The 12,127-nt window shown below is 70.4% G+C and carries 10 protein-coding genes and 1 pseudogene; 3 read left to right on the top strand and 8 right to left on the bottom strand.

The window, feature by feature from the left end; all coding sequences use genetic code 11:
• Positions 1-16: 16 nt before the first annotated feature.
• The 8 genes and pseudogenes from ACU6RU_RS04675 to ACU6RU_RS04640 form a co-directional block, all read right to left on the bottom strand.
• A complete protein-coding gene (locus ACU6RU_RS04675) occupies positions 17-487 on the bottom strand; it encodes an FtsB family cell division protein (RefSeq protein ID WP_259455157.1) in 471 nt (156 codons plus the stop codon).
• Between the two features lie 31 nt (positions 488-518).
• Positions 519-1,799 (bottom strand): phosphopyruvate hydratase, encoded by a 1,281-nt coding sequence (eno, locus tag ACU6RU_RS04670; protein WP_120262435.1) that lies wholly within the window; start codon positions 1,797-1,799, stop codon positions 519-521.
• A gap of 99 nt (positions 1,800-1,898) precedes the next feature.
• Complete coding sequence (locus ACU6RU_RS04665) at positions 1,899-2,576, bottom strand: O-methyltransferase (protein WP_120264276.1); 678 nt, start codon at positions 2,574-2,576, stop codon at positions 1,899-1,901.
• A 96-nt stretch (positions 2,577-2,672) separates the two neighbouring features.
• Positions 2,673-3,212, bottom strand: a pseudogene (locus ACU6RU_RS04660) (SGNH/GDSL hydrolase family protein); the annotation flags it as partial.
• Between the two features lie 280 nt (positions 3,213-3,492).
• Entirely contained in the window at positions 3,493-4,083 is a 591-nt protein-coding gene (locus ACU6RU_RS04655; protein ID WP_446726030.1) for a hypothetical protein, read from the bottom strand.
• Positions 4,080-4,331 carry a hypothetical protein gene (locus tag ACU6RU_RS04650; protein ID WP_147374344.1) on the bottom strand — a complete coding sequence of 84 codons (252 nt, stop codon included), beginning with the start codon at positions 4,329-4,331 and terminating at the stop codon, positions 4,080-4,082. The genes ACU6RU_RS04655 and ACU6RU_RS04650 overlap by 4 nt, the downstream gene beginning before the upstream one ends.
• Positions 4,332-4,392: 61 nt before the next feature.
• Positions 4,393-5,649, bottom strand: coding sequence for a histidine--tRNA ligase (locus ACU6RU_RS04645; protein WP_446726307.1), 1,257 nt, complete (start codon positions 5,647-5,649; stop codon positions 4,393-4,395).
• Between the two features lie 31 nt (positions 5,650-5,680).
• Positions 5,681-6,340 (bottom strand): MazG family protein, encoded by a 660-nt coding sequence (locus ACU6RU_RS04640; RefSeq protein WP_446726029.1) that lies wholly within the window; start codon positions 6,338-6,340, stop codon positions 5,681-5,683.
• Positions 6,341-6,454: 114 nt separating this feature from the next.
• Here ACU6RU_RS04640 and ACU6RU_RS04635 point away from each other — a divergent pair, with 114 nt between their 5' ends.
• From ACU6RU_RS04635 to ACU6RU_RS04625, 3 genes are all read left to right on the top strand, one after another.
• The gene (locus ACU6RU_RS04635; protein ID WP_289329666.1) at positions 6,455-9,127 is read left to right on the top strand and encodes a phosphoenolpyruvate carboxylase; all 2,673 of its coding nucleotides are present in this window, start codon (positions 6,455-6,457) and stop codon (positions 9,125-9,127) included.
• 128 nt (positions 9,128-9,255) lie between these two features.
• The gene (gdhA, locus tag ACU6RU_RS04630) at positions 9,256-10,614 is read left to right on the top strand and encodes an NADP-specific glutamate dehydrogenase (protein ID WP_289329667.1); all 1,359 of its coding nucleotides are present in this window, start codon (positions 9,256-9,258) and stop codon (positions 10,612-10,614) included.
• Between the two features lie 49 nt (positions 10,615-10,663).
• Positions 10,664-12,127 carry a basic amino acid/polyamine antiporter gene (locus tag ACU6RU_RS04625; RefSeq protein ID WP_446726028.1) on the top strand — a complete coding sequence of 488 codons (1,464 nt, stop codon included), beginning with the start codon at positions 10,664-10,666 and terminating at the stop codon, positions 12,125-12,127.

Here is a 12,127-nt window from a genome sequence, read left to right as displayed (position 1 = left end):
CCCGGGGGCGCGGCGGTCAGGGACCGGTCGCGGCCGTGCGCGCCGATCCGCTCGTCACGACGGATCGCACGAACTGCGACATCCAGTCGGTGCGCGTGCGCTCCACGTCGCTCGAAACAGCAGCCGGGTCGTCGGGCACCGCGGAGGCGGGGAGGTCGTCGTCGATGAGGTAGACGACCTCACCGGGACGGACGTAGTACAGGCGCTCACGCGCCTGGGTCATGATGAAAGCCGGGTCGCGCCACTGCTCGCGTTCGGCAGCGAGGGCGTCGACCTCGTCCTGGCCGACACGGACGGACTCTTCGAGTGCCGCGATCTGCGCGCGCTGGTCGAGATAGGTGCTCACGGAAGGCACGAGCACGCATGCGGCCAGCACGACGAGGCCGAGCATGATGAAGGCGAAGCCCGACACGCGGATGCCCCCCATCCACTCCCGGACGTCGACCCGCCGCCGGGCACGAGAAGAGGGAGCCGTCGTCTTGACCACGGCTCCCCCTCTCGTCACGTTTCAGCGCAGGTCAGCCCTGGAATCGCGGGAACGCAGCACGGCCGATGAACTCCGCGGCGTCACCCAGCTCCTCCTCGATGCGCAGAAGCTGATTGTACTTCGCCACGCGCTCCGAGCGCGCGGGCGCGCCGCTCTTGATCTGGCCGGCGTTGACAGCCACCGCCAGGTCGGCGATGGTCGTGTCCTCGGTCTCACCCGAGCGGTGCGAGAGCATCGTCGTGTATCCGGCGCGGTGTGCGACCGCGATCGCGTCGAGCGTCTCGGACAGCGTGCCGATCTGGTTGACCTTCACCAGCAGCGAGTTCGCGGCCTTGCGGCGGATGCCGTCGGCCAGGCGTGCCGGGTTGGTGACGAACAGGTCGTCGCCGACGAGCTGGACCTTGTCGCCCAGCTTCTCGGTGAGGGCGGTCCAGTTGTCCCAGTCGTCCTCGGCCAGCGCGTCCTCGATCGTGACGATCGGGAAGTCGTTGACGAGCTGCACGTAGTACTCGGTCAGCTGCTCGGCGTTCCAGTCCTTGTTGTCGAGGCGGTAGACGCCGTCCGTGAAGAACTCCGTCGCCGCGACATCGAGACCGAGGGCGATCTCGGAGCCGGGCTTGAAGCCGGCCTTCTCGATCGCCTTGACGAGGAACTCGAGCCCCTCGCGGTTGCTCGGCAGGTCGGGGGCGAAACCGCCCTCGTCGCCCAGTCCGGTCGCGTAGCCCGCGGCCTTCAGCTCGCCCTTGAGGACGTGGTAGACCTCGGTGCCCCAGCGCAGCGACTCACTGAAGCTCTCGGCGCCGATCGGCGCGAGGAAGAACTCCTGCATGTCGATGCCGTTGTCCGCGTGCTCGCCGCCGTTGATGACGTTGAACAGCGGAACGGGCAGGACGTGCGCGTTCGGTCCGCCGAGGTAGCGGAACAGCGGCAGGTCCGCCGAGTCGGCCGCGGCCTTGGCGACGGCGAGCGAGACGCCGAGGATGGCGTTCGCGCCCGTGCGCGACTTGTTCTCGGTGCCATCGGTCTCGATGAGGATCTCGTCGATGATGCGCTGCTCGCTCGCATCGACGCCTTCGATGGCCGGGCCGAGCTCGTCGATGACCGCGGTGACGGCCTTGAGCACGCCCTTGCCGCCGTAACGGCTCTTGTCGCCGTCGCGGAGCTCGTACGCTTCGAACGCGCCGGTGGACGCGCCGGAGGGGACGGCCGCGCGCTGGACGATGCCGTCGTCGAGGAGCACCTCCACTTCAACGGTCGGGTTGCCACGCGAATCCAGAATCTCGCGTGCGCCTACAGCCTCGATCAGTGCCACAGGGGTACTCCTTGCTTGTGGAGGGTGAGTCGTGGAGCGTCGTCGGTCCACTCTTGAGTCTAGTGATGACCGTGGCCGCCGCCACCGGGTCTGCCGGGACTATGACGCGGGATCCACCCGCAGGGCGAGAGCGAGCCCGTCCCAGCCCTTGAGGTCGAGCGTCTGCAGCGCGGTCGCGTCGAAGCGCCGATCACGCGCGAGCATCTCGAGTGCGCGGCGCGTGCCTGCCACCTGCTCGTCCTCCGTCGCGGGATCGCTCACCCGCCCCGCGCGCACGACGTTGTCGACCACGACGATCGCGCCGGGTCGGGTCAGCCTCGCCGCGTGGTCGAGGTAGATCGTGTTCGATTCCTTGTCGGCGTCGATGAAGACGAGGTCGAACTCCTCATCGACATCCGGGAGGACGTCGGCGCCACGACCGACCCGCACCTCGACGCGGTCGTCGACGCCGGCCCGCGCGATGCTGGCGCGTGCGACGTCAGCGTTGCGCGCCTCGGCCTCGATGCTGAGCAGCCGTCCGTCGGCGGGGAGCGCGCGCGCCATCGCGATGGTCGAGAAGCCGCCGAGCGTACCGATCTCGAGAACCCGGCGGACGCCCCCGATCCTGATCAGCAGCTGAAGCAGCTTGGCGCTGAGCGGAGAGACCTCGATCGCGGGCAGCCCCGCCGCACGCTGGTCGGCGAGGGCGGCCTCGAGTGCCGGATCCGGTGTCACGAGAGTCGCCGTGAGATACGCGTCGGTGCGCCTCCAGCTGTCGGGAGTGGGGTCGGTCGTCATGCCTTCAGCCAACCGCACGACGTCGGTGCGCGCCAGCATCCGCGCCGCTCTCGTCTCAGCGAACGCCGCAGACACGGCCGGAAGCAGAGCATCGGCGGTGCGCCGGTAACCCAGTGCGCTCGGGTGGAACCGATCGAGCGCGAACATCTCGTCGGGGTTGTCGACGAACACCGGGCCCACGGCGCGGCGGAGCGAGACGACACGCGCACCTGCGGCACCCGCGGCCCTCCCCTGCGCCTCCGCGAGCGCTCGCGATGCCCGCGAGGCGAAGCTCCGCAACGGCTGCGGGACGGGGCGCAGGGCGCCGAGGTCCGGACAGGTCCCGACCACGACGGCGCATCCGCGCGCTCGCAGCGCATCGACCGCGTCGGCGAGACTGCGTGCGGCCTCGCCGGGAGGAATCCGATGCGTGACATCGTTGCCGCCGACGACGATGACCGCGACGTCCGCAGCCGCGTCGTCTCCGAGCGCGGCGATCTGATCGCCGAGCGTCGACGACTCCGCTCCGACGACGGCGCCGGTCCGCAGCCGCACCGGGCGATGCGTCCGCTTCGCGAGACCGCGTGCGAGCCGCCCGCCGAGCGTGTCCTTGCGGCGGTCGGCCCCGAGCCCCGCCGCCAGCGAGTCGCCGAGCATGACGAGACGCACCGGCTCACCCGCATAGGAGCGCCGCCAGAGGCGATCGGCGTCGAGCGCGAGCTCACCGAGCGGTTTACCGATGCGTTCGCGGGCGAGTGCGGCCTGTCGGGTCAGCACGAGGCGCGAAGCGAGCACGACCGCCCCGGCCGAGATGACCGCGCCGCCGACGGCGGCCCCGATGCGCGCCGCTGGTGTGGTCATGACGCCAGCACAACACCATCGGGTGAACGGCCGCAGAAGACGATCCGACGAACAGCCCAACGGCGTCGGCGTGCGGTCAGTCCGGCTCAGGTGCGAGACCGAGATCGCGCACGAGGTAGATCCACGGGAACGCGCGGCAACCGACCTCCCAACCGTCCTGGAGCTCGCGCTCCAACGAGACCCGCCACAGGATGCGGCGATGCTCCCACTGGGTCTCGGTCCGGCGCATCCGGTGCGCGAGCATCCCCGCCCCGACGGTCCGCCAGCCCTGCCGACCCGCCGCCTCGAGTTCGGGCAGCTCGTCGAACGCGGTGACAGGTCCGAGCCACCGTTCCTCCGTCGATTCCTCCACCGCCGGCGGCTCCGCTCCGAAGCGTTGCTGCGCGGCCTGGCGGGACATCCCCAGCTCCGCGCCGATGCGAGACCAGCTCGCGCCCGCGGCGCGGGCGGCGACGACTGATCGGTGCAGAAGCGAGCGCGCCGCGCGCTCCGCTGCGGCGCTGGCGGCGATGACTCTCACGTGGCCCTCGGCGTCGATGCCGGCCGCTTCCTCGACCTGGGCGGCGTCGAGGACGACGCGACCGATGGCGTCGCCGATGATCTCGAGGGCGACGGGTGCGCCGCCGGTCGTGAGGGCGTCGTCACCCGTGGATCGATGCGTGGTCACACCGATCCGTTCGTCCGGGCGGGGAGCCACGTCGGCGTGTGACCGGCGCGGCTCATGCCCGTGACCAGACCCCAGAGGTATGCAGCGAGGACGATGGCGGCGATGCCCGCGCCGAGCGCGAACCCGCCCCAGAACCCCGACCAGTCGAACCCGATGGCGGCGAGAGAGAGCACGGCTCCGGCGACGGCGGATACGGCTGCCACCCACCGGATCCGGGTGACGTGATGACGCGGGTTTGGCTTGTCCATGCGTCAACCCTAGATTGACACGCGGCCTGTCGTCAACACAAAGTTGACAGCAGAGCGATGATCAGTCGATGGGTCGCGGATCCGCCGAGCGGATGTCCTCTCCTGTGCGCATCGTGACGAAACCGGCGTAGCCGTCGGCCGCGGCGCGCTCCAGAAGCGCCTTGAGGTTCTTCGGGCGCTGTTCGAGACGCACCCGCGCACCGCCGGCGACGAGGTGCGCCTTCGCGGCGAGCAGCTCGGGCAGCGGAACATCGCGATCGTGGACGAGCACGAGACCGTCTCGGTCGTCGCCCGCGCCCGCGCCCAGCAGATCGACGAGACGCTCGAACCCGAGCGAGAAGCCCACGGCGGGCACCTCCGCCCCCAGGAAGCGGCCGATCATGCCGTCGTAGCGACCGCCCCCGCCGAGCGAGTACGACACCGATGGGTGCGCGAGCTCGAAGATCGTGCCCGTGTAGTAGCCCATGCCGCGCACGAGGAACGGATCGAAGACGAGCGGAACGTCGTCCGTTCCACCGCGCGCCGCGCGCACGGCGTCTCCGATGCCCACGAGGTGCGCGATCACGTCGTCGCCCACGCCCTCCGGAAGGCGCGCTCGGATGCCGTCGGCGTCATACCCCGCGGCATCCGTCTGCGGGCGACGGAGGAACGCCTCGAAGGCGTCTGCGGCTGCCGGGGTCGCACCTCGCTCACGCAACTCCGCCACGACGCCGTCGGCACCGAGCTTGTCGAGCTTGTCGATCGTGATGAGCACGCCGGGACGCTCGGACTCGGCAAACCCGAACGTGGCGAGCATCGCGTCGAGCGCCCGCCGGTCGTTGATGCGTATCGCTGCTCCGGCCAGTCCGAGAGCCTCGAGCGCGTCGAGGCTCGCCGTCATCAGCTCGGCCTCCGCACGCGGGCTCGCGTCTCCGATGATGTCGATGTCGCACTGCACGAACTGCCGGTAGCGACCCTTCTGCGGCCGCTCGGCGCGCCATACCGGCGCGATCTGGATCGCGCGGAACACCGTGGGAAGTTCGGCGCGGTGCGAAGCGTAGAACCGGGCGAGCGGCACGGTGAGGTCGTAGCGGAGACCGAGGTCGGTCAGCGACGCGGGGTCGTCGGCTGCGGCGCGGATGCCGTCGGCGTCGAGCCCTCGCGCCAGGACGTTGTAGGCGAGCTTCTCGTTGTCGCCGCCGATGCCGGCGTGCAGGCGGCCGTACTCCTCCATGACGGGCGTTTCGATCTCGTCGAAGCCGTGGGCGCGGTAGCGCTGACGGACGACGGCGAGGACGCGCTCGCGGCGGGCTTTGTCGGCGGGGAGGAAGTCGCGCATGCCGCGCGGCGGATTCACGGTGGGCACCGGCCTATTCTTCCAGGTCGGCGGAGCCGCGACCGGCGCCCTCCGCGTCGCGGATCTCGCCATCGAGCGCGCGCAGTCGTTCGCGCAGAGCCCGCTCGGCGTCCCAGCCCTGGGCGCGGGCGTGCGAGACGAGTGCGAGGAGCGCGTCGCCGAGTTCGGCCTCGTCGGCGGGTGGTTCCGCGCGGAGCAGCGGTGCCGCCGACAGGATGGACGCCGACTTGCCGAGCATCTTCTGGGCCAGAGCGAGTGTCGGCATGTGGACGGACACTCCATCGAGGACGCTCCTGCGCGTGCGCTTCTCGGCCGCCTTCGCCGCGTTCCAGAGCACCAGCACCTGCTCGGGCGTCTCGGCCGTCTCGTCGCCGAAGACATGAGGATGCCGACGCACCATCTTCTCCGTGAGGCCGCGCGCGACGTCGTCGACGTCGAAGGGGTCGGATGCCGAGCGTGATGCGATCTCGGAGTGGAACAGCACCTGCCACAGGAGGTCGCCGAGCTCCTCGCGCAGATCGTCCGCGGTGCCGGCCTCGACGGCATCCACGACCTCCGCCGACTCCTCGATCAGATAGGGCACGAGGTCGCGGTGGGAGATTTGCGCCGTCCACACGCATCGGTCGCGCACAGCGCGCATCGTGTCGGCCGCATCGCGCAACGGATCGGACATCGGACTCCTTCGGACGGGAGTCCCAGGCTAGTCCGCCGTAACACAACGGGGTCGGGCGGCCCGTGTGTGACCTCCGTGTCAATCGCACCTCCCCGGTGCCAGTAATTTGGAGGCATGCGCGAGCTGACCCGAACCGAAGCGATCGATCTCGTCGGCCGATACGAGGCCGAGCAGGAGATTCCCGAGGCGATGCGCTCCGACGTGCGGATGCTCGGTTCGATGCTCGGGCAGGTGCTGCGCGAGAGCGGCTCCCCGGGGCTCTTCGACGACGTAGAGCGGCTGCGGGGCGCGACGATCCAGGCCTACACCGACGACTCCCCCGAGGCGTTCGAGCGAGCAGCTGCGATCGCCGAGTCGTTCAGCGTCTCCCGCGCAGACGAGGTCGCGCGGGCGTTCACCGTGTACTTCCACCTGGTGAACCTCGCCGAGGAACACCAGCGCGTGCGTCTGCTGCGCGAGCGCGCCGGCGTCTCCGACCAGGACAGCGCGGGCGACTCGATCCCCGCCGCGTACGCGCAGCTGTCGTCCGAGGTCGGCGAAGACGAGGCAGCCCGCCGCCTGCGAGAACTGCGCTTCCACCCCGTCTTCACCGCTCACCCGACCGAGGCGCGTCGCCGCGCGGTGTCGCAGAGCATCCGGCGCCTCGTCAGCCTCCTCGAGACGCTCGAGAACTCCGCCGCGGGCGGCGCCGAACACCGCCGCGCCCGCCGGCGCATGCTCGAGGAGATCGACACGCTCTGGCGAACCTCGCCGCTTCGTGCCGAGAAGCCGACGCCGACCGACGAGGTGCGCGCGGTCATGGCTGTGTTCGACGACACCCTCTACACCACCATCCCGCTGGTCTACCGCCGCCTCGACGACGCACTTCAGGGCGACGTCGCGGGAAGCCGTCCCCCCGTGGTGTCGCCGTTCGTGCGCCTGGGCACCTGGGTCGGCGGCGACCGTGACGGCAATCCCTTCGTCACAGCATCGGTCACGAAGAAAGCTGCGGGCATCGCGGCCGAACACGTGCTGCTCGGACTCGAACGGAGCACCGAGCGCGTCGGCCGCGGGCTGACGATGTCGGGCGAGACCACGCCGCCGAGCAGCGCGCTGCGCGCACTCTGGGACCGACTCGCCGCATCCGACGACGACGGCGCCGCCGACGCCGTCAAGCGCGCACCGGGCGAGCACCACAAGCGGGTCATGATGCTGCTCGCGCGCCGCATCCGGGCCACGCGGGCTCGCGACGCGGATCTCGCCTACAGCGACCCGGAGGAGTTCCTCGCAGATCTGCGCGTGGTGCAGAGCTCGCTCGACCAGGCAGGTGCCAAGCGCCAGGCCTTCGGCGCGCTCCAGCAGCTCATCTGGGCCGTCGAGACCTTCGGCTTCCACCTCGCCGAGCTCGAGGTCCGCCAGCACTCCGCCGTTCACGCGAAGGTGCTCGCCGAGTGTGAAGCGGGCGGCGAGCTGAGCGACCTCGCGGTCGAGGTGCTCGAGGTGTTCCGCACCATCTCGCAGGTGCAGAAGCGGTTCGGGCCGCGAGCCGCCGGACGCTACATCGTGTCGTTCACGCAGTCCGCAGACGATCTCGCGAACGTCCACGCGCTCGCCCGGCACGCCGTCGGCCCCGACGGGACCCCGCCGGTACTCGATGTCATCCCGCTGTTCGAGACGTTCGCCGACCTGCAGGCGGCCCCCGGCATCCTGGCGGAGATCGTCGATCACCCGGCATTCGCCGCGCGCCTCGAGGCGACGGGCCGTCGCCTCGAGGTCATGCTCGGCTACTCCGACTCGTCGAAGGACGTCGGACCGGTGGCGGCCAACCTCGCCCTCTACGAGGCACAGGCACGCATCGCCGCGTGGGCACAGGAGCAGCACATCGAGCTGACCCTGTTCCACGGGCGCGGCGGCGCGCTCGGCCGCGGCGGCGGGCCCGCCAACTCCGCGATCCTCGCGCAGCCGCCGCACTCGGTCGACGGCCGGTTCAAGCTCACCGAGCAGGGTGAAGTCATCTTCGCCCGCTACGGCGACCCCGACATCGCCCTCCGGCACATCGATCAGGTCGCGGCCGCAATCCTGCTCGCCTCGGCACCCTCCATCGAAGAGCGCAACAGCCGTGCCGCCGAACGCTACGCCGATGTGGCGGCGACAATGGACACCGCCTCGCGCGAACGCTTCTTCTCGCTCGTGAAGGCGCCCGGGTTCGCACCCTGGTTCGCCGCTGTGACGCCGATGGAGGAGATCGGACTGCTCGCCCTGGGCTCGCGCCCGGCGCGTCGCGGTCTGTCGGTCGAGTCGCTCGAGGACCTGCGCGCGATCCCGTGGGTGTTCGCCTGGACGCAAGCGCGTATCAACCTGGCCGGCTGGTTCGGGCTCGGAACCGCGCTCGAGGCCGTCGGCGACGAAGCGCTGCTGCGCGAGGCATACGAGCAGTGGCCGCTCCTGCGCACGGTCATCGACAACGTGGCGATGAGTCTCGCGAAGGCCGACCCCCGCATGGCGCGTCGCCACCTCGCGCTCGCCGACCGCGACGACCTCGCTCAGCTCGTCGTCGACGAGATGCTGCTCACCCGCGACTGGGTCGTACGCATCGCCGGTGGCGACGGTCTACTCGCCAACAAGCCCGTGCTCCAGCGTGCCGTGAAGATGCGCAGCCCGTACGTCGACGCCCTCTCGCTGCTCCAGCTGCGTGCTCTGCGCGTGCTGCGGTCGACGGAGCACGACGCCCCCACCCCGCCCGAATGGCAGCGGCTGCTGCTGCTCACCGTCAACGGCGTCGCAGCGGGTCTCCAGAACACCGGGTGACCACGCCGGCGGTGATCGCGATCGCCGCCCCGCACCGCCGCATCGTCCGATCGTCACATGGCCGAGGCGGCCCCGGCGCGCCCGCTAGCGTGGTTCGGGTCCCGCCCGCTCGGCCAGAAAGCTCCACCATGACCGAAGACCACGCTCCCCTGCCCTCCTCCGTTCAGCCGGTGTTCGACACCGTCCTCCAGCGCAATCCGCACGAGCCCGAGTTCCAGCAGGCCGTTCACGAGGTGCTCGAGGCGATCGCGCCGGTCGTGGACGCCCAGCCCGAGCTCGCGCGCGACGGCATCCTCGAGCGACTGGTCGAACCCGAGCGGCAGATCATGTTCCGCGTGCCGTGGCTCGACGACGCCGGCACCGTTCGTGTCAATCGCGGCTATCGCGTGCAGTTCTCCTCGGTGCTCGGACCGTACAAGGGCGGACTGCGCTTCCACCCGACCGTGAACCTGTCGATCGTGAAGTTCCTCGGCTTCGAGCAGATCTTCAAGAACGCCCTCACCGGTCAGGGCATCGGCGGCGCCAAGGGCGGGAGCGACTTCGACCCGCACGGCCGATCGGATGCCGAGATCATGCGCTTCTGTCAGTCCTTCATGAACGAGCTCTACCGGCACCTCGGCGAACACACGGACGTCCCCGCCGGCGACATCGGCGTCGGTGCGCGCGAGATCGGCTACCTCTTCGGTCAGTACCGCAAGATCACCAACCGCCACGAGTCGGGCATGTTCACCGGCAAGGGCGTGCAGTGGGGCGGCGCGGAGGTCCGCACGGAGGCGACCGGCTACGGCGCCGTCTTCTTCGCGCAGGAGATGCTCGCCGTCGAGGGCGACTCCCTCGACGGCAAGCGCGTCGCCGTCTCGGGCTCGGGCAACGTCGCGACCTATGCGATCGAGAAGGCGTACCAGCTCGGCGCAACCCCGATCACGGCGTCCGACTCCTCGGGCACGATCGTCGACGAGGACGGGATCGACCTCGCCGTGCTCAAGCAGGTCAAGGAGATCGACCGCCGGCGCATCTCGGCGTATCTGGATCACCGCCCCGGCGCGACCTTCGTCGACGGGGGCCGCCCGTGGGGCACCGCGGTCGATGTCGCGATCCCCTCCGCGACCCAGAACGAGCTCGACGGCCACGATGCGCGCTCGCTCATCGACGGGGGCGTCCGTGTCGTGGTCGAGGGCGCCAACATGCCCTCGACGCCCGAAGCGGTCGATGCGTTCCGTGCGGCCGGCGTGCTGTTCGGTCCCGGTAAGGCGGCGAACGCGGGCGGCGTGGCGACATCAGCCCTCGAGATGAGCCAGAACGCATCACGTCAGCGCTGGGGCTTCGCCGACAGCGAGAACAAGCTGCGCGAGATCATGAAGAACGTTCACGACGCCGCGTTCGCCGCTGCCGAGCGGTACGGCCACCCGGGCGATTACGTCGTCGGGGCGAACGCCGCCGGTTTCGAGCGCGTCGCACGTGCGATGCTCGCTCAGGGAGTCATCTGACGCCGCCGGGGGCCCGCGCGGCGTGCGAGCGGGGTTAGGCTTTCACCCCGTGCCTGCCGATCCCTCCTCCCCCACGGACCCCGCGCTCACGCGTACCGGAGCGCGCCCGGCAACCGTGTCGATGCTCACCCTGTCGACCTTCGTCATCGGCTCGATGGTGGGAGCGGGGGTGTTCTCGCTCCCCGCCGGGTTCGCGGCCGAGACCGGAGTCGCCGGGACGCTCGTCGCATGGGCGGTCGCGGGCGGGGGCATGCTCGCGCTCGCCTTCGCGTTCCAGCTGCTCGCCAATCGCAGGCCGGATCTCGACGCAGGCGTCTACAGCTACGCACGAGCAGGCTTCGGCCGTTATCTCGGATACTTCTCGGCCTTCGGATACTGGGCCAGTGCGTGCGCGGGCAACGTCTTCTACTGGGTGTTCATCACCTCGACCCTGGGCGCGGTCTTCCCCGCCCTCGGCGCGGGCGACACGATCGCCGCCGTGGCGGTGTCGTCGGCCGGGCTCTGGCTCTTCTTCATCCTGATCCGCCGGGGCGTCCGCTCCGCTGCCGCCGTGAACCGCGTCGTCAGCATCGCCAAGACGCTCCCGATCGTCGTGTTCGTCGTCCTCTGCGCGACAGTCTTCGATCCCGCGGTGTTCGCCGCGAACTGGGCGGGACCGGCGGGAGCCCCCCTGTGGGACCAGATCCGCGCCACGATGCTCGTCACCGTCTTCGTCTTCATCGGCCTCGAAGGGGCCAGCGTCAACTCTCGCCACGCCCGCTCGCGGCGCGACGTCGGACGCGCCACGCTCCTCGGCTTCCTCAGCGTGCTCGCGGTCTTCGCCTCAGTGACGATCGTCTCGTTCGGGGTGCTGCCGCGTGAGCAGATCGCGGCGCTCGCGGAGCCGTCTCTGGGCGGAGTCCTGGAGACGATCGTGGGACCGGCGGGGGCGGTGTTCATCGGCGCCTCGCTCATCGTCGCTGTGCTCGGCGCCTATCTCTCGTGGACGCTCATGGCGGCCGAGGTCCTCCTGGAGGCCTCGCGGTCCGGCGATCTGCCGGCGTTCCTCTCGCGCACCAACGCCGAGGACACCCCGGTCGGTGCGCTTATGCTGTCGACGACGCTGGTGCAGGTGCTGCTGGTGGTCGTCCTGTTCGCCGAGAACGCCTTCTCGGTGGCACTCGACCTGACGAGCGTGCTCGTGCTGATCCCGTTCGTCCTCTCCGCGGGCTACGCACTGAAGCTCACGCTCACGGGCGAGACGTACCGCCCGGGCGAGCGGGCGCGCGTGCGCGACCTGCTCGTCGCCGTCATCGCGACGGGTTACACGATCTTCCTTCTGATCGCGGCCGGCGCGCACTACCTGTTGCTGTCTCTGCTGATCATCGTGCCCGGGACCGCGTTGTTCGCTGCCGCCCGCCGACGCGCGGGGGCACGCGTGTTCACGCGGGCCGAATGGGTCGTTTTCGCGGCCGCGGTCGCCGGTGCTGTGGCTGCCGTCGTGCTGCTCGCGACGGGCCGGATCAGCATCTGA

The organism is Microbacterium sp. F1-18 (assembly GCF_052921305.1).
Note: the sequence above shows the minus strand (reverse complement) of the source record. Positions and strands in the feature narration are given on the sequence as shown.

Coding starts and splice junctions, on each gene's coding strand:
- ACU6RU_RS04635 (WP_289329666.1), top strand. CDS start 6,455: ATGCGCGAGCTGACCCGAACCGAAGCGATCGATCTCGTCGGCCGATAC.
- ACU6RU_RS04665 (WP_120264276.1), bottom strand. CDS start 2,576: ATGACGACCGACCCCACTCCCGACAGCTGGAGGCGCACCGACGCGTAT.
- ACU6RU_RS04650 (WP_147374344.1), bottom strand. CDS start 4,331: ATGGACAAGCCAAACCCGCGTCATCACGTCACCCGGATCCGGTGGGTG.
- gdhA (WP_289329667.1), top strand. CDS start 9,256: ATGACCGAAGACCACGCTCCCCTGCCCTCCTCCGTTCAGCCGGTGTTC.
- ACU6RU_RS04640 (WP_446726029.1), bottom strand. CDS start 6,340: ATGTCCGATCCGTTGCGCGATGCGGCCGACACGATGCGCGCTGTGCGC.
- ACU6RU_RS04645 (WP_446726307.1), bottom strand. CDS start 5,649: ATGCGCGACTTCCTCCCCGCCGACAAAGCCCGCCGCGAGCGCGTCCTC.